The organism is Staphylococcus sp. 191, from assembly GCF_011174885.1.
GTDB lineage: Bacteria > Bacillota > Bacilli > Staphylococcales > Staphylococcaceae > Staphylococcus > Staphylococcus coagulans.
Window position 1 is genome coordinate 232236 of the sequence record NZ_PNRJ01000002.1, and the last position, 24125, is coordinate 256360.

General features: G+C 36.9%; 19 protein-coding genes. 4 read left to right on the plus strand and 15 right to left on the minus strand.

All coding sequences use genetic code 11. The features are described from left to right. The first annotated feature begins 148 nt into the window (after positions 1-148). Positions 149-2323 carry a bifunctional glycosyltransferase/CDP-glycerol:glycerophosphate glycerophosphotransferase gene (locus tag C1H58_RS03070; RefSeq protein WP_165545282.1) on the plus strand — a complete coding sequence of 725 codons (2175 nt, stop codon included), beginning with the start codon at positions 149-151 and terminating at the stop codon, positions 2321-2323. On the opposite strand, the gene C1H58_RS03075 is transcribed toward C1H58_RS03070, so the two are convergent. From C1H58_RS03075 to C1H58_RS03100, 6 genes are all read right to left on the minus strand, one after another. Beyond that, positions 2220-3014, minus strand: a complete 795-nt coding sequence (locus tag C1H58_RS03075; RefSeq protein ID WP_242680137.1) for an ATP-binding cassette domain-containing protein — start codon at positions 3012-3014, stop codon at positions 2220-2222. The two genes, C1H58_RS03070 and C1H58_RS03075, sit on opposite strands and share 104 nt — an antisense overlap. Next, entirely contained in the window at positions 3011-3784 is a 774-nt protein-coding gene (locus tag C1H58_RS03080; protein WP_050345158.1) for an ATP-binding cassette domain-containing protein, read from the minus strand. The genes C1H58_RS03075 and C1H58_RS03080 overlap by 4 nt, the downstream gene beginning before the upstream one ends. Further along, positions 3777-4601 (minus strand): nickel transporter permease, encoded by an 825-nt coding sequence (gene nikC, locus C1H58_RS03085; protein WP_050329905.1) that lies wholly within the window; start codon positions 4599-4601, stop codon positions 3777-3779. Before nikC ends, C1H58_RS03080 begins: the two co-directional genes overlap by 8 nt. Continuing rightward, positions 4598-5587 carry a nickel ABC transporter permease gene (gene nikB, locus C1H58_RS03090; RefSeq protein WP_050329903.1) on the minus strand — a complete coding sequence of 330 codons (990 nt, stop codon included), beginning with the start codon at positions 5585-5587 and terminating at the stop codon, positions 4598-4600. Before nikB ends, nikC begins: the two co-directional genes overlap by 4 nt. Continuing rightward, the gene (gene nikA, locus C1H58_RS03095; RefSeq protein WP_165545283.1) at positions 5577-7064 is read right to left on the minus strand and encodes a nickel ABC transporter substrate-binding protein; all 1488 of its coding nucleotides are present in this window, start codon (positions 7062-7064) and stop codon (positions 5577-5579) included. Before nikA ends, nikB begins: the two co-directional genes overlap by 11 nt. 81 nt (positions 7065-7145) lie before the next feature. Beyond that, entirely contained in the window at positions 7146-7892 is a 747-nt protein-coding gene (locus C1H58_RS03100; RefSeq protein WP_165545284.1) for an epoxyqueuosine reductase QueH, read from the minus strand. A gap of 203 nt (positions 7893-8095) precedes the next feature. Between C1H58_RS03100 and C1H58_RS03105 the strand changes: the two genes are divergently transcribed. Then, a complete protein-coding gene (locus C1H58_RS03105; protein WP_016426070.1) occupies positions 8096-8311 on the plus strand; it encodes a YozE family protein in 216 nt (71 codons plus the stop codon). Positions 8312-8540: 229 nt separating this feature from the next. On the opposite strand, the gene C1H58_RS03110 is transcribed toward C1H58_RS03105, so the two are convergent. The 3 genes from C1H58_RS03110 to C1H58_RS03120 form a co-directional block, all read right to left on the minus strand. Beyond that, positions 8541-8891: a DUF2200 family protein gene (locus C1H58_RS03110; RefSeq protein ID WP_165545285.1), complete on the minus strand. Its 351-nt coding sequence runs from the start codon at positions 8889-8891 to the stop codon at positions 8541-8543. Positions 8892-8919: 28 nt separating this feature from the next. After that, entirely contained in the window at positions 8920-9555 is a 636-nt protein-coding gene (locus tag C1H58_RS03115; RefSeq protein ID WP_165545286.1) for a class I SAM-dependent methyltransferase, read from the minus strand. A gap of 284 nt (positions 9556-9839) precedes the next feature. Further along, a complete protein-coding gene (locus C1H58_RS03120) occupies positions 9840-12701 on the minus strand; it encodes a YhgE/Pip domain-containing protein (protein ID WP_165545287.1) in 2862 nt (953 codons plus the stop codon). Positions 12702-13001: 300 nt separating this feature from the next. Here C1H58_RS03120 and C1H58_RS03125 point away from each other — a divergent pair, with 300 nt between their 5' ends. Beyond that, positions 13002-15035: an amidase domain-containing protein gene (locus C1H58_RS03125; RefSeq protein ID WP_165545288.1), complete on the plus strand. Its 2034-nt coding sequence runs from the start codon at positions 13002-13004 to the stop codon at positions 15033-15035. A 93-nt stretch (positions 15036-15128) separates the two neighbouring features. On the opposite strand, the gene C1H58_RS03130 is transcribed toward C1H58_RS03125, so the two are convergent. From C1H58_RS03130 to C1H58_RS03155, 6 genes are all read right to left on the minus strand, one after another. After that, a complete protein-coding gene (locus C1H58_RS03130) occupies positions 15129-17132 on the minus strand; it encodes a cell wall anchor protein (RefSeq protein ID WP_165545289.1) in 2004 nt (667 codons plus the stop codon). A 270-nt stretch (positions 17133-17402) separates the two neighbouring features. Then, positions 17403-19379: a fructose-specific PTS transporter subunit EIIC gene (locus C1H58_RS03135; protein ID WP_165545290.1), complete on the minus strand. Its 1977-nt coding sequence runs from the start codon at positions 19377-19379 to the stop codon at positions 17403-17405. 308 nt (positions 19380-19687) lie between these two features. Beyond that, positions 19688-20407 carry a MerR family transcriptional regulator gene (locus C1H58_RS03140; RefSeq protein ID WP_165545291.1) on the minus strand — a complete coding sequence of 240 codons (720 nt, stop codon included), beginning with the start codon at positions 20405-20407 and terminating at the stop codon, positions 19688-19690. Positions 20408-20424: 17 nt separating this feature from the next. Beyond that, positions 20425-21402, minus strand: a complete 978-nt coding sequence (locus C1H58_RS03145) for an alpha/beta fold hydrolase (protein ID WP_165545292.1) — start codon at positions 21400-21402, stop codon at positions 20425-20427. 152 nt (positions 21403-21554) lie between these two features. After that, entirely contained in the window at positions 21555-21875 is a 321-nt protein-coding gene (locus tag C1H58_RS03150) for an antibiotic biosynthesis monooxygenase (RefSeq protein ID WP_165545301.1), read from the minus strand. 348 nt (positions 21876-22223) lie between these two features. After that, entirely contained in the window at positions 22224-23612 is a 1389-nt protein-coding gene (locus C1H58_RS03155) for an NAD-dependent succinate-semialdehyde dehydrogenase (RefSeq protein ID WP_165545293.1), read from the minus strand. Between the two features lie 151 nt (positions 23613-23763). Here C1H58_RS03155 and C1H58_RS03160 point away from each other — a divergent pair, with 151 nt between their 5' ends. After that, on the plus strand, positions 23764-24114 hold the full coding sequence (locus C1H58_RS03160; RefSeq protein ID WP_050329889.1) for a zinc ribbon domain-containing protein YjdM: 351 nt from the start codon (positions 23764-23766) through the stop codon (positions 24112-24114). Positions 24115-24125: the final 11 nt, after the last annotated feature.

Genomic DNA, 24125 nt, shown 5'->3' on the forward strand with positions numbered 1-24125 from the left:
TAACATAAAACACAAAATTTTCTTTCAAATATCTAAAGTTCTGTATTTTCTGAAAATTGTTTTTAATTATTATTGTTTTCGCTATTTTATATTACATTTTAATGTTATAATACCAACTGTTAAATTGAATTCTGAAAGGATGATTCTTATGAACGCGCTATCGATTATAGTGCCTTTTTATAACTCAGAAGAATATATCTCGGATTGCATCAGTTATCTTAAACGTCAACGCAATCAAAATTTTGATTTAATTTTCGTTAATGATGGTGCGACAGATAATAGTGAATCATTATTGAATGTTGCTTTAAAAGACTATGATAAAAAAGTTAAATATATTAAATTAGAAAACAATCATGGGCATGCATATGCGCGTAATATAGGAATCAATGCAGTTGAAACACCTTATTTTATGTTTGTAGATGCAGACGATAAACTTGCTACATATGCAGTCAATTTTTATTTAAAACATTTGAAAAGTTTTGATGGCTTGATTGCACCAGTACATGAGTTTGCATTAAATATGCCTCAATATGTCAATCAAGATCGTGTTCAAATTAAGTACTTAGATACAAAACAAAATCCTAATTCTTTCTTAAGAAAAAATACCGTTTGTAATATCATTTTTAAAACAGCTATTGTTAAAGGACATAACATCCAATTTAATGATGCTCTTCAAGTCTATGCAGACTGGTCTTTTATTCTTGAATATATCCAGTATGCCGAACACTTTGTAAGGATTACAAACTTTCCATTCTATTTCAAAGGCGAAGTCTATGACCCATTTGAAACGAATACTTTATCTGAACAAAATTTTGACTTTCTCTTTGAGGATTACGCAAAAAGCTTTGTCGATGCATTAAGTCGTATAAAAAATAAAGATACACGTGCTTTTATTAAGCAACGGATGCTCAATAAACTCCATAATGAGTTCTCACCTAATTTACAAGAAACATCTGAGCGTTACAATGCGCATCAAGATACATTGGCGCAAGTGGCACGTCATTTAAATGGTGCTATTTTATCTGAGAAAAAGATACTGTTTTTTTTCGAAATGTTGGCATTAGCGTTTAAAAAGCCACAAGCAGCTGCTAAAATCAATCGATTGCGCTTTATTACCCGTCATATGAAGCGTATTGTACTACGACAAAAAAACAAAGAACAGTCTGAATACTTTTTGACTGATAAAGTTGAAAATGTAGATGAGAAAACAGTTGTTTTTGAATCATTTGGTGGAAAAAACTACAGTGATAGTCCTAAATATATTTATGAATATATGAGACACCATTACCCAGAACTTAATTATAAGTGGGTCTTCAGTGAACCAGAAGTCAATCAAGTCCCTGGTAATGCACAAAAAGTTAAGAAAAATTCAAAAGCGTACTATCAAGCTTATTCAGATGCTAAATTCTGGGTTTCTAATGCGCGGGTGCCACTCTTTTTAAATAAAAAACCGAACCAAGTCTATATCCAAACTTGGCACGGTACACCGCTTAAACGACTTGCGAACGATATGAAAGTAGTCCGAATGCCTGGTACAACGACAGCGCTATATAAACGGAATTTCCATAAGGAAGCATCACGTTGGGATTATTTAGTTTCACCTAACCGCTATTCTTCAGAAATATTCCGTACAGCTTTTTGGATGCCACCTGAAAAAATATTAGAAATCGGCTACCCACGTAATGATATTTTAGTGAATCGCGCTGACGATGTAGAGCTACAAAAAGAAATTAAAGAAGAATTAAACATACCAGAAGGTAAAAAAATTATCATGTACGCTCCAACATGGCGTGATGATGAATATATTAAAAAAGGTAAGTACACTTTTGAACTCAAAATTGATTTACCACGTTTACAAAAAGAACTCGGCGACGATTATGTTATCTTATTACGTATGCATTATTTAATTGCTAATGCACTGGATTTAAATGGTTATGAAGACTTTGCTATTGATGTATCAAACTACAACGACATTTCAAGACTTTACTTGATTAGTGATTGTTTAATTACTGATTATTCATCCGTAATGTTTGACTATGGTATCTTGAAACGACCACAATTTTTCTTTGCTTATGACATTGAAAAATATGATAAAAATCTTCGTGGTTTTTATATTGATTATCATAAAGACTTACCTGGTCCTATCCATACTGAACCTGGTGAATTAATCGAAGGTCTTAAAAATATTGATCATGTTGCACAAACTTATGATAAGCAAATCAATGCTTTTTATAACCGCTTCTGTGCGATCGAAAATGGACGTGCTGCTCAATATATTGGTAATATGATTTACGAAACCATTCAACAGACACACAAACAGTAAACGATAACCCTTGTTCACGAAACAAACGATGTGAACAAGGGTTTTTTATGATATGAAAATTTTCTATTGGAAATGCGTCTACAATTTCTCCCGCTTTTAATACGATAATACGTGAAACAATTTTTTGTAGAAAAGCAATGTCGTGTGAAATAATCACCATTGCTTTTTGTGTCCGCTTCGCATGTTCATTTAATTGTTGTGCCATTTTATCTTCAGCAATGACATCCAAATGGGCAGTGACTTCATCACAGATCAATAAATCGGGCTGAAGCATTAACGTACGTATCACATTAAAACGTTGGAGTTGTCCTCCACTTAGCGCACTCGGATAGCGCTTTAATAATGTTTCAGATAATTGCATTTGATGCATGTGTTCATCACGATAATGACAATAAAACTCGCGTTTCTTTTGATTGTAATGAAACGCTTCATTCATAGAAGCTTCAATCGACAATTTAGGATTAAATGCATGTACGGCGTGTTGATATATAGGTAATATATATTGAAAAGTTGAAACGACTTGACCGCTTTGTGGTGCGACTTCTCCTAACATAACACTCGCTAAAGTCGACTTTCCCGAACCACTTTCACCTAAAATCCCTACTTTTTCATGCGCTTCAATTTTTAATGTAACATCTTTGAGCGCTTGCTGTGTTTGATATTTAACGTTGATATGCTCTAATTTAATCATTCAACTCGCCCCTTCTGTAACGGATGACGATAGCTTAAAAGTTTCGCACTATAAGGGTGTACAGTCGCCGAATTAAAATGTGACCATGTCCCCTTGTCGATGAGTTGCCCCTGTTTCATGACGTAAATATAATCACTAAAACGTGCAACGTGTGCTAAGTTGTGCGTCACAATCAATAAAGTGACTTGATGTGATTGCGCTAAATCACAAAGTAAGGTCATAATTTGATGTCCTGTAACGACATCTAATGCCGCTGTCGGTTCATCTGCTATTATAAGTGAAGGCTCTAGCATCATAACACTCGCAATTAAGACACGCTCCAGTTGTCCCCCTGATAACATAAATCGGTATCGTTTTGATAAATCTATTGCTTCTAATCCGACCCACCCTAAAGCTGCTTGAACATGGGCTTCAGCCGTTTCATGTGAAACTTGATAGTGTTGACGATAAATGCCAATGAGTTGCTTCTTGATGGGCATGTGGTCATTAAAACTATGCGTATAGTCTTGTGAAATATAGCCAATATGTCGCCCTAAGTAGGGTTTGAGTGTGCGTTCAGATACGTTTCGATATAAAAACGCTTGATAGGAAACACGACATCGCTCTGGCAAGACACCGAGCAAACTTTTAATAAGCATGCTCTTGCCAGCACCGCTCTCGCCAATTAATAGATTCACTTGTGAAGTATAAAGCGTGAAGTCGATATTTTGAACAATCGTTTTTTCTGCATCATGAATCGTCCAATCACGAATTTCAAGTAATTTATCCACTAAAGTGACGCTCCTTTCTTGTAAAATAGTCACGTAAGGCATCACCTGTCAACTGGAAAATTAAAATCGTAACCGTAATCATCACCGCGGGTGCAAACAATAATAGGGGAGCTGAAGTCATAAAATCACGACCTGCATTCAGCATGGCGCCCCATTCAGGTAAAGGTGGTTGCGCTCCTAATCCAAGAAATGAAAGTGCCGAGATATATAAAATAATTTTACCAAAATCAACAGTAGCCACTACTAAAATCGAAGGCAACACGTGTGGCAAACAATGTCGCCATATAATGATGGGCGTAGGCACTTTATAAAATTTTGCCATCCTAATATAATCCTTGTCGCTTACACTTTTAACAATGGTCCGTGATAAGCGCGCATAAGTCATCCATCTTAACAGAATCATGGCGAATACAATATTCCAAATGCTTGGCTTTAACAGACTGGCCATTGCAATCACTAATACAAATTCAGGAATACTTAAACCAATATCAATGATACGCATGATCATTTTATCTAATTTTCCTTTAAAATAGCCCGCGAGCATCCCTATTGGCACACCCACCAGTATCGTTAATAACAGTGTTAACAAGCTAATTAACAACGTGTACCGCGCCCCTATCAAAAGACGTGCTAACAAATCCCGGCCATAATCATCTGTGCCTAACCAGTGTGCTGCACTGATAGGTAAAAGACTTTCATCTAGTTTCACATCAAAGGCAGCCTGTTTCGAAACAATCCCTTGTGCAACAATGAGTAAACATAAATAACCGATACATACCCACACAATGAAAGGTAAATGACGTCGTTGATTCATCATTGTGAAGACACCTCATATTCAGCTGTTTCTATTTGTATAGGTTCTGTCTTTTGATGTTGTAAACGTTGCTTTGGATCTAAAAACAAAATCAGCATGTCGCTTAACATATTCGCCAAGACCACAATCACACCCATCATTAACACAATACCTTGAATGACGGGATAGTCTCTCGCACGCACACTATCTACTAAAAATTGCCCTAATCCCGGAATACTAAATACACGTTCTATCACTACCGTCCCACCTACTAAACTTCCTATAGATAAGCCTAATATGGTCACGACAGGAACGAGTGCAGGTTTCAATATATCTGTAAAAAATATGTACCGTTCAGACACACCGCGTAAACGTGAAGCCGCAACTTCTCGACTTTGATACAAGTTCATCACTGTAGATCTCATCAATCGAATATAATAGGCGCTCATTCCAATACTCATTGCCATCACCGGTAACACCAAGTGAATGGGCGAAGTATACCCAGATGCAGGTAAAATGTTTAAACGGACTGCAAAGATATGAATGAGAACAATACCTAAAAAGAATGACGGAAGACTGACCGTCATCGATGTCGTGATACGAATCAATCGGTCCATTTTACTATTTGGGTGACACCCTGCCCATGTCCCTAGAGGTAATGCTGTCATCATAACGACCATTATCGTCAATATAGCTATCATTATTGTAGGTTGCGCATGAAAAATAAGCGCTTTGAGCACGGGTTCATGTGTTTGATAGCTCTCACCAAAATCAAAATGAAGCACGTGTCCTAACCATCGCCCATATTGTATAAGCCATTGATCATTTAAACCATACGCTTGGCGCGTGGCATTGATAGTCGACTGTGACACATTTGCTTCTCCAACATGAAGCATGTGAACTACTGGATCGCCTGGCGTCAACTTCATTAAAATAAAAGTAATCGTTGATAAAATCCACAGTACACTGATCATTTTAATGATCAGGCGAACAAATCTTTTAATGAGCATTTGTCATATCAACCTTTTCATCTACTAAATATATACCTTCTGGTGTTGCTTTAAAGTGACTCACATTTCTGTTTAGACCATCAACTGTATCATTGTAAGTAATATAACTTGCTGGTATATCACGTGCCGCTGTTTCAATAATGTCATTAGATAGTTTTTCACGTTGAGCTTGATTGACCGTATGATTTAATTGTTCAATCATTGCCGTCACTTTTGAATTTTTATAGGCACCTTTATTGACCGAACCATCTTGATGGTAGGCTTGATTGAAGAAGTAACCCGTATCCCCACGCGGAATCGTTCCAAAGCTATACATTGTTGCATCCCATTGGGAACGATCTGCTAAATAACCTTCAATATCATCAACTGTTCGGATATCTATATCGATATGGGCTTTTTTGGCGTCCGACTGAATGACCTGTGCCATTTTAGGTAATTCTGGACGACCTTCATATGTAATCAATTGAATTTTTAAAGGGTGGGTATCACTATAACCTTCTTTTTCCATTATCGCCCTTGCATCTTGTATATTTTGTTTTTTCACTGCTTGATGCTTAATAAAATCAAGATGGTCATTAAAAGGACCCGTAGCCGGCTGGGCAAAGCCTTTCGAAATTTCCTCTGCAATACCTTTTCTATCAATGACCGCATCTAACGCTTGGCGGACAGGGTGTGTCATCTTTTTACTTACTTGATTATAAACGACCATCTGTGTTCGATAACCCGATACACGCGCTATTTTTGTTCGATCTGACTTGGCTAATTGCTGAATACGATTAACAGGGACATCTGTGATTAAATCGGCTTGTCCAGATTCTAGATGACTGACACGCGCATTTCCATCTTCTTGATAAGTGACATTCACGCCATCAAGTTTGGGTTGTCCATGCCAATATTTGGAATTTCGGTCTAGACTGATTTTCTGAGAACGTTGATAACTTTTGATTTGATAAGGTCCCGTTCCTATAGGATGTGCATTTAAATCTGTTTTAGCATCCACGTCAAAAATCGCCACATAAGGATTTGCTAATTCAGAGGCGAGTTCAGGATAAGATGATTTTGTTGTAATTGTTACTTTTTGGCCTTGAGCCTTAATACTTTTGATGGGTAGTGTAGATTTGACAAAAGGACTCTTCTTCAATGCCGTTTCTAAACTTTTTTTAACTTTTTCTCCCGTCAGTGGTACCCCATTTTGGAAATGGATATGATCTTTAAGTTTTATTTCTAACTGGTCGGACGAATTGTAATGATACGATTGTGCTAACCAAGGTTGAATCTCACCATTTTTTGAAACTTTAAATAGCGTTTCTGCCGCACCGACTCGAACAGGAACGTCTGTTTCAAAAGGGGCAATTGAAGTTGTTTTCAAAGGGAGCTCAATATCCAATATTTTTTCGTTAGAATGGGAAGAAGTTCCACAACTTGCTAACAATAATGAGGCCGTCGTAAATAATGCCACTGAACGCTGATATTTCATAGTTAAATGCCTTCTTTCTCTATATTTAAGAATAAAATAATTAACTATGATATTATATCAAAAAAATATTTAAGCACCAAATCAGCTTTCAGAAACCGTTTGCTTTTGTTGGTCTAAATGATCTAAAAAGCGTTTTGCTTGTTGATTAATTGTCTTAAAGTCGATACCTTGTTGTTGGGCCGCAAAAACACAGCCACAGTAACATTGTCGAAAAATATCATAATCTTGACACATCGTAATAGAACGCTCGTATCCTTTATTTTTTTTGAAGTCGCTCGGTAAATATTTTCCATCATAAATTTGTTGTACATCTAAGCCAATCTCATTAATTAATTGCGCATTTTTCTTAGGTGACAATGTGATTGCACTACCAAAGTAATCGTACCCCATTTCAACTGCGGCTTCAGCTACCATTTCAAGGCGCATGCCAAAACATGCTGAACAACGTGCACCGCCTTCGGGTTCTTCAGTTAACCCACGGGATTTAGCCATTTTCATAAATACATGTGGTTCATATGGCGCTTCGATATATTTTACATGACTTCCCGTACGTTCATTAAAGTCATTGACAAATTTTTCTTGTACACGCGCACGACGAAGATACTCATTTTTAGGATGAATATTAGGATTCGCAAAGTAAATCGCAACGTCTGCATGTTCTGTCAAAAACTCAAGTGTATAGGTGCTACATGGCGCACAACAACTATGCAATAGTATGGATGGACGCTCATTTTCTCTTTCCCAGTTCATGATCATTTTTCGTAAAACTTTATCATAATTAATTTTTTGGTTTTTCATTTTATCTAGTATTTGGTCTGCTTGAATCATTATGCTCCCCCACTTATAAAAAATATCATTGTTACATAAAATATAACATAAATCATTGTCGCAATGAATGATTCACTTGAGCTCAATGGTAATAGAATCGGTTGTTAAGAGACATAGCAATGACCTAAAGGATATATTTTTTACTTCGGACCCTCGCTTTATGTTATAATATTTTTTAGCTCGTAAATGAGGTGATTAAATACTTGAGCTTTTATGAATATATGCAGATTTACATTGGTGATGATACCCCATTAGGTGATTTGGCGAGACATATGCATGCAGATGCTAGATTTCCTAAGGAGCTTCATACGTCCGATGAAATATTAGCATGCTTTCGTGAAGCTTCATGTCTCGGTCAATTGAATTTAGCTGTAATTAAACGAGCGATTGCAATTTATTTGCAATTTGGACAAAGCTAAATGAAGACCTCACATTCACTTTATATGGAATGTATCACCTCTAACAACGCCTCTTGCGCTCAAGTCAAGAGGCGCCTTTTTTATTTATCAACTTTTCTCTAAGCATCGGACACCAATAAAAAGCATCTGACCTTCAATGTAAATCCATACACCTTAGCCAGACGCTATCTTAAGAGTCTCTGGAACTTCATCCGTAACCTTTTGTCTTATTATTCTTTGGCAATTAGATTTAATCCTCTCGAAAAATTTGCTTCATTGAACGCCCACGTGACCGCTCATCAATCATTTTGTCTAAATAACGAATTTCTTTCATGAGTGATGGCTCCATTTCTTCAATTCGTTCACCACAAAATATCCCTTTTATTTTTTTACGCTGTGGATTCAGATGCGGCGCTTGCTTAAAAAACATCTCAAATGTCGTTCCATTTTTCAAATTTGACTCAAGCATATCTTGAGAATAACCTGTGAGCCAACAAATGATTTCATTAACATCTTGAGACGTACTACCTACTTTATTCACTTTACGCACATAATAGGGATAAACTTCATTTACTTCCACATGATAAATATGGTATGTCATCACATACACGCCACCTTTTGTTTTCACTTTAATGCCCAAATTTCATATGAATCAACCAAGCAAAACGGTTTTGTTGTTCAAATTCCGAAGTACCATTTGCAGCTTCTACAATCTTTTCAAGTTCATCTTTAAATGGATAGTACTCGGTTTGTAAGTCCTCGACTAAATTGACATACATTTTATCTGTGTAATATTGAATGATTTGATTTTTATTCATTTCCGATTCAAATAACGTATCAATAAAAACGATATGTCCATTTGGTTTTAAAAATTGTTTCATATAATTGAGTGCTTCTTGTTTACCTTGATGATCTAAATGATGAAAGGCAAAACTCGACACGATCGTATCGAATTTTTTCTCTACTGGGATTTTTAAGAAGTGGCCTTCTATCACATGGATGCCTTCTTTTTGGTTTGCAATGGCTCTCATATCTTCTGACGGGTCAATTGCCGTCACGTCTAGCCCTTGCCTAATTAAATGTTGCGTTAAATTCCCTGTTCCTGCACCAATTTCTAATACCTCTCCTGTTGATAATTGTGCAATTTGATCTAACATCTTTGGATAATCTTCAAAAACATCTTTATATTCATTTTCATTGCTCGTATTAAATACCGTATCATCATATCTTTCTGCCCATTTTTCAAACACGTCCATGAATTCCATAGCAATCTCCTCTTATTTCTTAGTAATTCGATATGTATTATATACTAAAAAGTTCACTCTGCCAATCACTTCAAATTATCGTCACAATCTTTGACACCTTTTGATGAAAAATTAGTTTCGTAAGCGTTGGATGCCCCAAGGGTTCACCATATGATTCAACTAGGTATTTACAAACGAAAAAGGTGTAAACCATTGGGCACAATGCAATTTTTGCGCTATGGCTTACACCTTTTATTTGATTCACTTTTGATTTTTAAACTCGGTCGAAAAGTACATTCAAAACATTATTCCAATATGTTACTCTTATCAGCTTTGTCTGCAAGTCCTTGTGCTAAAGGATCTAAATAAGGTTTACCGATTAGACCTACAAGGAAGAAGCCGATACCAAAGAGTGTGAGCATTGTTAATTTAAAAACTAAAATTTGAGGTACAGGCCCCCCTACCGCTTCTCTCAATGCATCAATACTATAAGAGAATGGTAAGTACGGGTGGATTGTTTGGAAAAACTGTGGTGTGACCTCAATTGGGAATGTCCCACCACCACCAGCAATTTGTAATACTAATAATACGATAGCGAGTGCTTTACCCGGATTACCTAATACAGAAACCAATGTATAAACAATAACCGAGAAAATGATGGCTGAATATAAACAAATAGTAATAAAGAGCCATACCGACTCAACCGATGCTTTCAGAATGACAATGTCCCCTATTGAAACAATAAGTGCTTGAATCATATTCATAACAACAAATAGTCCCATTTTACCTAAATAAGTCTCACGTATTGTTAAATACGGCTTCAATTCAGGGTGCTTATTATGTGTTGTAAGCAAGCTGACAAGTAACAGTGCACCTACCCAGATAGAGAGTGCCGTATAGAATGGCGTACTTGCTGAACCGTAATCTTTAACTGGAAACACATTTTCTTTTTGTAAATCGATTGGATTTGAAATGACGCCCGCTTGTTTTTTGAGGTCATTACGTAATAAATCAATCAACTCTTCAATCGTATTGTCTCTATCTAATTGTTTAAATATTTTATTCGCTTTTTTCAAGTCTTTTTCAACGCTTGGAAAATCATTTTTAGCAAAGTCCGCAAGATTGCTCAGCGCTTCCTTCGCTTTCGGTTGGTTAGCGTCTAGAATTTGACGTAAACGATCATATTTTGCAAATGCTGTCGGTAAATTTTCATTAACCGTTTGTGTCGTTTCAGAAATTTTGTTTTCAAGAGCAGGTAAATCATTTTTTACAAAATCAGACGCATTGTGAACTTTTTTCTTAAACTCTGGGAAGTAAGCTTGCGCTGCTGACATTGCACGAATGTACTCTGCTTCAACAGCAGGCAACGTATCACTCAAGCGTTTCAAACGTTCATTGGCATCTGATAATATCGTTTGGCCACTACGTATAATCGCTTGAACCTTTTGAAGTTTTTCTTGTGCAACATCCAAAGTCACTGCACCTTTGTCTAGTGCTTTACCTAATGCGTGTGATACGTCCAATAACTTATTCGCAACATCGTTTTTTAACATATTTTGCGCTGCTTTAATTTGTTTTTGAATATGATCTACACGTTTGATAATATCCATCGCTTCTGCTTTACCAGAATTACCTGCTGCAATGGCATCGTTTAATTTGTTCAAGCGTTTCGTTGCTTCTTTAATATCATCTTGCGCTGTTTTCAATTGTGCTTGGGCTTTACTCAAATTAACGCCTTCTGTACGTTCAACGTCTGATAAAAAGTCACGATAATCTCTAATTGTTTTATTCGCATGGTTCATACGCGCAATAAGATGAGACAACGGCTCTTTAAATTGTGAAGCATCGTTTGAGCTGATAATGCCATAGCCCATATTTTTAGCAGCATCCAAATCATCTTGAGTCGCTTTTAATTGCGAAGCTGTTGCTGAATTGACATCTTGCAATGAATTTGAATAGGCAGACTCTAAAGATGCTACATCTTCATTCGATATCACTTGTCCATCTGGTAATGGTTGACCACTCGCGTCATTAGCCGTACTTACTTGGCTTGTCTGATAATGAGATTGGTGCGTACTTTGTGGCGCTGTTTGAACATTTGCTTGCTGACCTTGTTGATTTTGTGCACGAGAAACGTCATTCGCTAACTGGTCATTCGCTTGACTTGCGTTGTTAACAACTTCTCCATAAGCTCGAATACGTTGCTCGATGGAAGGTAACAACTGTTGTGCTGAGTTGAGGTCTTTCAAGGCTTTATCTGTGGCGCCAATCGCTATGTCCACCCCTTTGTTAATTGTTGGAAAACGATTTGGCACTTTGCTTGCAGCTTGTAAAATACGTTCGATTTCAGGAAGTGAATTCTCTAAGGCAACCACTAATTTTGCACGCTCATTGATTGCAGGAATACTTGCATTCAACTGGTTGAGTCGCTCAGTTGCATTGACCGCATCGTCTTTATAGCGATCTAACTCTCTGAATTTATCTGCGTATTGATCGAGCTGATCTTGATGTTCATTTAAGTAAATCAAACCTTCACGGAAGCGTTCGATTTTAGGTAATGCGTTATTCGCAGCATAAATTCCATCACGAACTTTTTTATACGCTGGAAGCTCATCTTCAAGTTTAATCCCTAAACGATCTGCCTCTTTAAGCAATACTTTCGTTACAGTTTCATTAAATTTCTGATTGGCCTTTTTCACAATCTCACTCGAACCCGCGTCAGTCATTTTAGGCGCAATCGCGTTGAGCTTCTGGTTCACTTTATATTCCACTTTTGCTTGTTGTGGGTCTTTACGTAACGTACCAGTAATTTGGTGTGTAAATCCTTCTGGAATATAGAGTGCTGCGTAATACTTACCCATGCGTAAATCATGATCTGCTTTTTCACGACTTACAAATTGCCAATCAAAATGAGTATCTTTTTTCAAAGTATCCTCAAGTCGATTACCAACATTCAATTTTTTATGACGTACCGTATCACCCTTGTCTTCATTTACAACAGCAACTTTAATGTGGTTTGTATTTGAATAAGGATCCCATGTTGCTTCTAGGTTAAACCAAGCATAAAAGGATGGTAAAATCGCTAATCCTAAGATAATGATGATTGCACCAGGGGTCTTGGCAATCTTCTTAATGTCCATCAGAAATAATTTGATGGCGTTCTTCATTTCCTCACCTCAATATCTACTCAAACACTTTATAAATCATGATGATTCATGTAATATAAGTATGTGCAATATTTATTTGTCGTTTCAAATTAAAGTTAACATATGTCAACAAGTTGCAAAGACACACCATAGTATAACAAGTTCATCCTTGGTTTGTATAGCATTTATCATGTCTTTCATATATCACTTTTTATACAAACTAAGTCGTTTCGTAACCAAAAATATGATTCACATTTCTAGGATATGAGTCTCCCTTTTTGATTGCAAGACAAAAACTATATAGAGAAAAGGAGTAACGCTTTGAAAAGTAAATTTATTTTCACAGGTTTATTGACCACAGCCCTTATCTTTCCCCCTGTCACATCAAACTTGGCACATGCTGCCTCACCTAAAGCGACAGAAACTGTAAAAGATAAAATTTCAGATGTAGATGATGAACAAGAAACATCACAAGATCGCAATCATGATGACAATTCAAAAGAGCGTTCTTCTGAAAAATCAGATGACTCAAAACAAGATAAAAAGACAAAAGAAAAGCGTTCCAAACATAGTGCGCATACTTTTGAATATCCATCTCAATCAAGTTTTTCTTCGATTGGGAATTGGCCAACATATAAGAAAAGTAATGATTGGTTTAGCGACTTATTCCACCATTCTTTCAATAATCAAAGTGACGATGCACAAAGCAGTCACTTCACAAACGAACCGCATTCAAGTGACGCTCCATCTTCATCAGATGTATCGCTTGCTGAGAACACTTCAAGTGATGAACAGAGTGCCGCTCAACCTGAAGAGCGTGACTTTTTTGATGCGCTTAACGATATTTTAAAAGGCACTCATCACACTACAAACAATCAACAGCCATCTTCTGACTCAGAAGCATCTCGTAATGACCATGACACATCCGCTTCTGTAGACGATTCAGCTGCAAAAGATGATAACAATGACCGCTCACAGTCTGATGATCAAAACAGTGAACAACCGCAGATGAATGATTCACAATCATCTTCAGAAACAGACCATTCAAATGCACATGACACGACTTCAAATAAAGAAGACAATCAAACAGATGCGCAACAATCAAATTCAGAAGATAAACAAGATCAAGAACAAAGTAGTGCTTCAACATCAAAAAGTAAGAATGATGATATGATTGATTCACTTTTAGATGAATACAGTGATAATGCAACAAAAACACATCAAAATTATCAGAAACAGAAACATAAAAATTCAAACGGTCATGATGAGCAAATCCCTGAACTAGATGCATTTAAACATTCACGTGAACAAGCACCTGCGCAAACGTTTAAAGATTTGCCTCAAAATAGTCATTTACGTCAAACAACGTTATTTGAACAAATGCCAAGTCGTAATGATGCTTCATCTTCATCCGATACATTTCGCGTTGTACCAACAGAATCTACGCGTAAATTTATCAATGATATTGCCAAAGATGCACATGATATCGGTCAAAAAGAAGATATTTATGCATCGATTATGATTGCGCAAGCGATTTTGGAATCTGATTCGGGCCGAAGTACATTATCACGTGAACCGAATTTCAACCTTTTCGGTATGAAAGGAAGCTATAAAGGAGAGTCTGTAGGTTTTAACACATTAGAGTCTGACGGACACTCAATGTATCAAATTCATGCGGATTTCAGAAAATATCCAGATCATAAATCTTCGCTAAACGATTATGCAGATTTAATTAAAAATGGTATTGATGGAAATCCTTCCATTTACAAAGGAACATGGAAAAGTGAAAGCTCCAGCTATCGTACAGCTGTTTCAGAGCTTGTCGGTACATATGCAACGGATCCACAGTACGACGAAAAATTAAAATCATTGATTAAAACTTATGATTTAACACGCTTCGACCATAAAAAAATGGGTTCATTGTTAGACGAAGATACAATGAACCAAAATAGTGAAGACGTAAGTGGCGACTTTAAGCCATTCAGAGCGACAAGTGCTTCACCATATCCTCAAGGTCAATGTACATGGTATGTATACCTTCGAATGGCACAATTTGATAAGGATATCGCAGGAGATATGGGTAATGCGAGTGACTGGACTTACTCAGCATTAACGAAAGGCTTCTCTGTTTCAAGTGAACCTGAAGCACATACTGCTGTTGTCTTCAAACCTGGTCAATTAGGCGCGGACCGTTACTACGGTCACGTTGCTTTTGTTGAAAAGGTAAATAAAGATGGTTCTATCGTTGTCTCTGAATCTAACGTCAAAGGACTAGGTGTCATTTCTTATCGTACAATCGATAAAGAAGATGCTGACTCTCTAGACTATATTAAAGGTGGCACTTCAAACGAGTAACCTTTATTCATTACAACTTGATTTACAAAAAAGAACAGCAACACAAACTGATTTGACAGTGCGTGTTGCTGTTCTTTTTTATCTTCGGTTATTTTATTGTTTACGTTTTTTCAAATACTTAATTAATAAACCGATACCTAAAATGACGACAACAATACCAATTGGCAATGCTGCATTTTTAGTGATTTGACCTGAGTCTGGTAATTTAAAATTACCATTTTCATCGAATAAGTTATCTAAGAAGTTGTCACCCGTTGCGAGTTTATTTACTTTTTGGTACGGATCAATGGTTGGTTTTGGTGCAAAATCATGTTGGAATAATCCACCTAATCCACCTGAAGGTCTTTGATTTAGTAATTTTCTTAATTTATCATTTGTACTTTCAGAAGGTAACAATAAACGATGACGTTGATTTGTTAAATCTAAGGTTGGCAAATGGCGTAACGGTGATAAAATGTCATTAATATTAGTACGGAAATCATTTCTAACATCTTTGATTTGTTTTTGTAGTGTGAGTAGACGATTCGCTTGTGCATCCAACTCACCATGAATTAATTTTAGTAAATCTTTTGTATTATGAATATCCTTTGAAATACGTTGCGCAATTAATGACGCATTATCAGGATTTAAACGACCATCTAAAATGGCTTCAATCGCATCTTTTTTATTATGCGCTTGTTTTAATAGCGCATTTAAAATATCATCACTCGTCGCTTTGCCATTTTCTTTATAATATTTTTTGAGTCTATTCAAAATTTCTTGATTTGAAGGTTGTCCTTCCATAATTTTTTGAGCTAAATGTTTCGATTTTTGTTCATCAAAACGTGTATTTAATAAAGTAGTCACCAAATCTTTAGTGTGTGTTGTGTTATCTAACATACCTAACAACAGCGTATCACTATGTGTTTGTTTCAAATCATCAATCGCACGTTGCAATTGGTCGGCAATTTGTTGATTGTTTTGACCATGTGTATGAATTTGCTTTGCGATTGCTTCTGCTTGTTTATCATTATATAAGTCACTTAATATCGATTTAACCGCAACTTGTTTATCATTGGCTGCTTTTAAACGAGACAATATCTCATCATTTTGTTGGTTCAATTGTGATACAACAGTCTTCGCACTTTCATGCAACTTTTGTTGTTGCTTAGGTGAGAGGTCTGAGCGGCTACCAATTTTATTTTGAAGCTCATCTAAATGTTGGCGTTTTTGCGTTAAGTAATCTTCAGATTGATCATCAACTGATTTTGAAGCCATATCATCAATTTGTGATACGACACTGTCTCGATCGTTAAGCAAATCTTTTAACGCCTCATCGCGTTGATTTAACTTTCGGTGCAATGTGTCTCTATCTGCTGTCAAATCACGATCCATTTGACGAAGTTGGTCTTTTGTATCACTCAAATGTTTGCGCTTTTCTTCAGCAATATCATTGAATGTATCGGGTTGAGCGTCAGAAGTGGTATCATTTTTTGGTATTTCATCACTCTGTTTTTGACGGTTATCACTTTGCGATTGACCGTGTGTACCATCATTATTTTGTGCTGGTTCAGACTTTGGTTGTTCTGTTTCTTTTTTCGATAAATCATTGATTGTATCTATCAATTTCGACAAATCATCATCATCCGAAGCACTCGCATGCGATGGTTGAGGGGCATCTGTTCTATTTTTGATTTGAGGTGTCTCCTGTTGATGTCTGTCAACTTCTTTTTTTAGCTGTTCGATTCTTTGATCAATACTGTCTAGTTGAGGTCTAACGTCATCCTTCTTCTCTGCATCTTTCGCTTTTTTATTTGCTGCTTCAGCTTCTTCGATGACTTTGTTAATACTTTGTTGAGAATCATCATTTGCGCGTAGAAGTTCTAAGAAATCATTTTTATAATCTGTATTCAATGAATCCATTTTATTAATTTGATGTTCTGCATCGTCAAGTAATCGTTGAATATCATCGTCTGACTGAGTTGATGCATGTGCATAAGAAGGGGAGGTTGCACTGATTGGATAATAGAATAATGATCCTACTAAACAAAGCGCGGTACCAGTTTTTAATAAATGATGGCGCACATTGACATGTCGCGTTGATTTTGACTGAGTCATGTCATCCTTCCTTTCTTTTTCATGTTACTATTATAGACCCTCCGTTGAAAATTTTAAATATTTATTATCTGAAAATGTATAATACAAAATGTAATTGTGAAGATCTCGTTCAAAAAGGATGAAAAAAACCTTTAATATTCTATTCATTATCACAGAAATAAATTAGAATTGCTCACTACTTATATTGATAATAAAAAGCAACTCATGGCTATCTTGTTTGTACCATCAGTTGCTTTTAAACCATTTTTTCAATATGGTTTTAACAAGCGCTTATATTAACCTTTGTATATCACTATATAATGCTTTAGTATCTGAAGCATTCAACAATTGCATTCGTTTGTCATCTTGCATTAATGCTTTTGATAATTGTTGGAGTACTTTCAAGTGTGTATCATGACTATGCAGTGGCACCGCAATTAAAAAGATTAATTGTGGCCATGTACCATCTATGCTCTCCCATTCTACACCTATATCATTTTTTAACACGGCGACGACAGGCTGACGAATCGCATCTGTTTTTGCATGAGGCATCGCAATGTTCATTCCGAGCGCAGTCGTTGCCTCTGCTTCTCTAGCTAAAATAGCTTCTTTGAGTACGACTTCATCATTAACATAGCCAGCCTTTTGCAACGCATCAACCAATATATCAATCGCATGATCTCGTGACATTGACTGATTGATGTTTAAAATCACATTCGCATCAAACAGTTCGTCGACTTGAGCATTCTCATCTTTAGCCTCTACGGATGACACCGCTACATGCGTATCATCGCGCATTTCCTTTGTGCGTTCGTTTGGCATTTGATCTACTTGTTCGTTACTACTACGACGTGCAACAGGTTTTTTTCTTAAAATTAACACGACTGCCATCGTCACGAAACTTCCGACTATGACTGCAATCGCAAACATAAGGATGTGATCAATGCCACCTAAAACAGCAACAATGGGTCCACCATGGGCAACACGATCCCCTACATCACCCAGCGCCGCAATCACTGAAGCAATCATTGCTCCTACCATGTTTGCAGGTATGACGCGTAATGGATCTTGAGCAGCAAATGGGATGGCTCCTTCTGTAATACCAAACAAGCCCATCGTAAAAGAGGCTTTACCCATTTCAATTTCATTTTGATTGAATTTACTCTTTTTGATAAATGTTGCGAGTCCGAGTCCAATCGGCGGTGTACAAACTGCAACAGCAACCATTCCCATTACACTATAGTTACCTTCAGCGATTAAAGCAGAACCAAATAAAAATGCCACTTTATTCACTGGGCCTCCCATGTCAAAAGCAATCATTGCACCAATAATCATCGCTAAAATCACGATATTTGCACCTTGCATGCCTTTTAACCAAACTGTCAATGCGCTGAACACACTAGCAATAGGTGCACCAATCACAAATATAAAGATCACGCCAACAAGAATAGAAGCAATGATTGGAATCACAATAATAGGCATAATCGGCGCCATAGCTTTAGGAACTTTTATATTTTTAATCCACTTAGCGATATAGCCCGCTAAAAATCCTGCGACAATTCCTCCTAAAAAGCCTGCCCCTGCATCACTGCCATAAAAACTTCCATCCGCCGCTATTGCACCTCCAATCATGCCTGGTACAAGTCCTGGCTTATCAGCAATACTCATCGCGATATACCCAGCTAAAATAGGAACCATAAAACTAAAAGACAGTGCCCCTATTTTTTCAAAAGGCTTCCAAAACGAGTCATCCGGAATTACTAAACCCTGTGTTGCGGTCTTTTCGCCTCCTAATGATAAGGCAATGGCAATCAACAATCCCCCTACTACAATAAATGGGACCATGAAAGAAACGCCATTCATAAGGTGCTGATAGACTGCTTGAACACCCTGATGCTTAGTAGACAAATTATTCTCTGTATCATCTTCAGAAGGTGTATTGATTTTATCACCTTGATAGATAGGCACATGTCCATCAATAACGCGTTGTATCAGAGCTTCTGGTTGATGAATCCCTGCACGGACGCTTTCTCTAATTAAAGGTTTTCCAACAAAACGTGATAAGTCAACTTGTCGATCTGATGCAATAATAATACCGTCTGCTTTTTCAATCTCTTCTGCTGTTAATTCGTTTTCGACCCCAATACCGCCTTGTGTCTCAACTTTAATGTTGACACCTAGCTTTTTTGCAGCTTGTTCTAACTTTTCTTGTGCCATATATGTATGTGCAATACCATTGGGACAAGATGTGATTGCAAGTATATTCACGCCTAACACTTCCTCTTTCTAAAATTCAAATACACCTCCATATTATCCCCTTGCTGATTGTATTTCAATGAATATTTTAAGCGCTTACAACATTGTCTAACTGATAGTTTCTTATATAAAAAAGAGACTTCTGAACCGATAAAGAACACATAAGAAAAGTGGTAGTAAATGACAGATTTGATGCATTGCTTTAAATCAAGCTTTCATCAAAAACAATCTTCCCTACCACCGTGATCTCTTCAAATTTTTGTTCAATTTAACAATGCTCATTTAAAAATCGCATTCTGTTCCATGTTGGATTTGCATGCTTAACTTTCATCATAAACTTCAGTACAGTATCCATTAAAATGACAATGGGGACATTCGAATTTCCGTGTTGTTAACGTATGGCTTGCAAACGCCCAAGTCCATAAGTCAGGTTTGAACGTTGTCTGACAGTTAGGGCATTGATATTTCACCTTGCCATAATAATCGACTGTCATACGGTACGCAACAATAGCACTATAAGTCAATGCTATAGCGGTTGGCCACGCGGTTTGGTTTTTCAAACTAAGACTGATTCCAATGACATTGGCCAATGATGCTGTAGTACCCAGCACCATCGTTTTTTGTGTTAACTGAGATAAATAAGGTTGATTTTTCATTATTTTCTCAATGTCCGATAGTGTATGCACAGGTGCTGTTGATGACGTAGCAATCATTTTTTGAATTGTTTTCATCTGCTTTAATTGAAGTTGCTGTTGCTGAATCATTTCTTCTGATGCACTTATTTTTTGTTCTAAAATTGAACGAACCGTCTTAAGTGTGCCCTCTGCATGAATCAATTTTCGGATTTCAGCCAAGCTTAAACCTAAAGACTTCATCATTAAAATCAGGTTCAATTGTTCCGCTTCACGATCAGTATAAATACGATATTGATTATCTTTAACAAAGGCTGGCTTTAATAACTTTTGTCGATCATAATATTGTAACGTTCGCTTTGAAATATTGAACTTTTCAGCAAGCTCACCTGTCGAATAATGGGACATTGATCTCACCTCCTTATTTACGTTGTACACGATGACCTTACGTCATGGTCAACAATCTTATGCATAATTGCGAGCATTTTTTTAGGTTCATCTATAAAAGGTGCATGTGCCGTGTCTTGAAAGGCATAGAAATGCTTATCTTTTGAAGCCACACGATCAAAAAAGGCTTTACTATCTTCATACGTCGTTTGCAAATCATGGACACCTTGCAAAACGTAAAAAGGCACTGTTATTTCCTGGGCAATATCATTTAAATCGACATTGGCCATCTCATTCGTTAAGTGCTCAAATGTTGAGAGACTCCCTCTCACAATATTAATCCGCTCTATTAATTTATAGTAAGGTGTGGACATCATCACTTTAAACATACGCCATAACGAATAGCCATGACTTGAAAATCCAACTTTATAACGCTCTGTGTAACGTTGGCGTACGCGACCATAGTAGCGATCTGTATTAAACTGACGCGTGAGGTGTACACGGTTTAAGCGTTTAACCGCATTTTGATTGTTTTCTTCATGAGCTAAAAAGCGTAAATGATCAAGTATAAGCTGTTCATTATGAAAAACATTTCCTAGTTGCCCCATACCAATATAAGCTGCAATCACTTCTGGATAACGGTGCGCCACATGGGTACCGATAATGGTTCCAAACGAGTGACACATTAAAAACACTTTATCTTGATGAAAATGTAAACGTAAAAATTGGATGAGTTGATATAAATCATCAATGAGGTCGCACATCCCTACTATTTGACGTGTATACGACATTCCCGTCCCTCTCTGATCCCAATAAACGACCGTATACTGATCCGTCAAATCAATATGGTGTGCGCGAAAAAATGGATAAAGTGGAAAACCTGGTCCCCCATGCACGACTAATAAAATTGGATTTTGTTCATCCATTGTTTCAATAATAACGCCTTGGCGATGTCCATTTAGAGAAAGATATAATTTCTTCACTTTGCGGCCATCTGCTTCTATATATGTTTTCATCTCTACACCTCAAATCTTTCATATCAATTATAAATCATTTCTTATCCTTTAGAGTAAGCGAACACCTTAAAACCATAAAAAAGGCTTTGGACGTGATACGCGCGTCCAAAACCGTGAAAGGATTTGTATTCAATTTGTCGATACACCATGCATTATTTTTTGTAATGATAGTCGATCGTATACGTAGAGACTTTGTTTTTAATGATTGGACTTTCTGTGTCCTCTCGATGACTTCTCACGTTTTTATGTGAGGCTTTAAAAACATCTGAAGAAAGCCAATTTTTAAATGCTTGCTCTGAATGCCAAATGGTTAAAATTTTTACTTCATCAAATTCTTCTAAATCATTCGTTTGTGTCACATACATTTCTATAAAGCCATCCATCGTTTCAATGCCTTGACGTTGATGAAAACGTTGCATCGTTTCCTGTGCTGTTCCTTTTGTTAATGTCAATTTATTTTCTGCCATAAACATCATACTTCCAACTCCTTATTCCTGATACGCATGGACAAAAACACTTTAGTTTTAATCACCTGTCCAAGACGCTTCAAACATCATCCATCGCGCTCAAACTTTGATTATCTTTCGACACCTCTATTATATTTGATAACGATTATCAATATCAACTATAATTCAGATTTCACGTCTTCATTTCATATCAAAATGGATTTGAAGTTGTGATTAACATCACATCATAGAGCATACCCATTCTAGTGAACACCCTGTGTAACAAATGAAAAGGAGAGCGGATTGCGAATCATCTCACAGTCCCTCTCCCATTTTTTTATCATTTTTTACATTGATCTATTTTTTTTACGCATTTTAAGACGGATCGTCTACTTTGATAGATAAATACTTAGTTTCTAAATAGGGTTCGATGCCTTCAATGCCACCTTCACGACCGTAGCCACTTTCTTTCATGCCACCAAAGGGTGCATGTGCTGCAGAAGGTCCACCATCATTCCATCCAATCACGCCGTAATCTAAATGATTATAAATATATAAACCTGTACGATAATCATTCGTGAAGAAATAAGCAGCGAGTCCAAATTCTGTATCATTAGCCATTCGAATGGCTTCGTCTAAATCCTCATAACGCATAACTGGCGCCACTGGACCAAACGTTTCTTCATGCATACATTTCATCTCTTGATTGGCTTGTGTGACAACGACCGGATTAATGAAATTACCGCCTAATTTCACTTCATCCCAGCTTCTAGAAAGTTGTCCGCCATGTTGTTCTGCATCTTGTAAGTGATTAATCACTTTCTCAACTGCCTTTTCATTAATAAGCGGTCCAACTTTAACATCTTCTGCCATGCCATCTCCCACTTTAAGCGCATGGACTTGTTCAATTAACTGTCGCTCATATTCATCAGCGATCGCGTGGTGAACATAAATACGATTAGCACAAATACAAGTTTGACCTGCATTTCTAAATTTAGTCGCAATTGTTTGCGCAACCGCTTGGTCAATGTCAGCATCTTTATGTACAATGAGCGGAGCAAGGCCCCCGAGTTCCATTGTGACATTTTTAACTGTACTGGCAGATTGTTCAATTAATTTTTTACCTACTGGTGTTGAACCTGTAAATGTAACCTTTTGGACATCGGGATGTGTCGTAAAGATTTCGCCTGCTGTTTTACCGCTTGCTAAGACATATGATATTGCGTCTTCAGGTATGCCCGCTTCATGGGCTAGTTCAACCAATCGAATCGTCGTCATAGGGGTTTCTGTGGCAGGTTTACATACAATAGTACAGCCTGCTGCAAGAGCAGGTGCCATTTTTCTAGTAATCATCGCCGCTGGAAAGTTCCATGGTGTAATTGCTGCAACAACGCCTACTGGAAACTTATCAATGATGATTTTTTTATCTGGCGTATTCGCAGGTACTGTTCGACCATATGTTCTTTTAGCTTCTTCAGCATACCAATCGACATAAGAGACTGCGTAATCTACTTCCCCGAGTGCTTCTACGTAAGGTTTGCCCCCTTCTAATGTAATTAATCGCGCTAAGGTTTCACGATTGTCTTTAATTAAAGCTGACCAAGACCATAACAAACGTGAACGTTCATGGGCATCAACATCACGCCACGATAAAAATGCTTGATGTGCACGCTCAATTTTAGAATGAATGGTTTGCTCGTCAGTATAAGGATAAGTTGCAATGACTTCACCTGTAGAAGGATTTTTGACTTCTAAATTTGACATTTTACCATCTCGCTTCCTCTCAATGAATAGATTTTAAATGTGCTCAATTTTTTGTTATTCTTATCGTAACACTATCTTCAATTTGTTACATACTTTTCATCTTGAATATGCTAGATTATAAGTATATCCTGAGGAAAGTAGTGATTAGAAAATGACAACCGCAATTCCAAACTGTCCACAATGTGATTCAGAATATACTTATGAAGATGGTGCTGCTTATGTTTGTCCGATGTGTGCGTTTGAATGGACTAAAAATGCAGTTGAAGAAGCGGCTGCCGCAGAAATCATTCGTGATGCAAATGGCAACGAACTAAAAGACGGTGACACGGTTTCAGTTATCCGTGATTTAAAAATTAAAGGCACATCAGGTGTCATCAAACAAGGTACAAAAGTTAAAAATATTAAACTCGTCGACCCAGAAGATGGTCATGATATTGACTGTAAAATCCCCGGTTTTGGTCAAATAGGCTTAAAATCAGAAGTTGTGAAGAAAATTAACTAACATACAAAATA

Coding starts and splice junctions, on each gene's coding strand:
- C1H58_RS03070 (WP_165545282.1), top strand. CDS start 149: ATGAACGCGCTATCGATTATAGTGCCTTTTTATAACTCAGAAGAATAT.
- C1H58_RS03075 (WP_242680137.1), bottom strand. CDS start 3,014: ATGATTAAATTAGAGCATATCAACGTTAAATATCAAACACAGCAAGCG.
- nikC (WP_050329905.1), bottom strand. CDS start 4,601: ATGATGAATCAACGACGTCATTTACCTTTCATTGTGTGGGTATGTATC.
- nikB (WP_050329903.1), bottom strand. CDS start 5,587: ATGCTCATTAAAAGATTTGTTCGCCTGATCATTAAAATGATCAGTGTA.
- nikA (WP_165545283.1), bottom strand. CDS start 7,064: ATGAAATATCAGCGTTCAGTGGCATTATTTACGACGGCCTCATTATTG.
- C1H58_RS03100 (WP_165545284.1), bottom strand. CDS start 7,892: ATGATTCAAGCAGACCAAATACTAGATAAAATGAAAAACCAAAAAATT.
- C1H58_RS03110 (WP_165545285.1), bottom strand. CDS start 8,891: ATGACATACCATATTTATCATGTGGAAGTAAATGAAGTTTATCCCTAT.
- C1H58_RS03115 (WP_165545286.1), bottom strand. CDS start 9,555: ATGGAATTCATGGACGTGTTTGAAAAATGGGCAGAAAGATATGATGAT.
- C1H58_RS03120 (WP_165545287.1), bottom strand. CDS start 12,701: ATGAAGAACGCCATCAAATTATTTCTGATGGACATTAAGAAGATTGCC.
- C1H58_RS03130 (WP_165545289.1), bottom strand. CDS start 17,132: ATGACTCAGTCAAAATCAACGCGACATGTCAATGTGCGCCATCATTTA.
- C1H58_RS03140 (WP_165545291.1), bottom strand. CDS start 20,407: ATGTCCCATTATTCGACAGGTGAGCTTGCTGAAAAGTTCAATATTTCA.
- C1H58_RS03145 (WP_165545292.1), bottom strand. CDS start 21,402: ATGAAAACATATATAGAAGCAGATGGCCGCAAAGTGAAGAAATTATAT.
- C1H58_RS03150 (WP_165545301.1), bottom strand. CDS start 21,875: ATGTTTATGGCAGAAAATAAATTGACATTAACAAAAGGAACAGCACAG.
- C1H58_RS03155 (WP_165545293.1), bottom strand. CDS start 23,612: ATGTCAAATTTAGAAGTCAAAAATCCTTCTACAGGTGAAGTCATTGCA.
- C1H58_RS03160 (WP_050329889.1), top strand. CDS start 23,764: ATGACAACCGCAATTCCAAACTGTCCACAATGTGATTCAGAATATACT.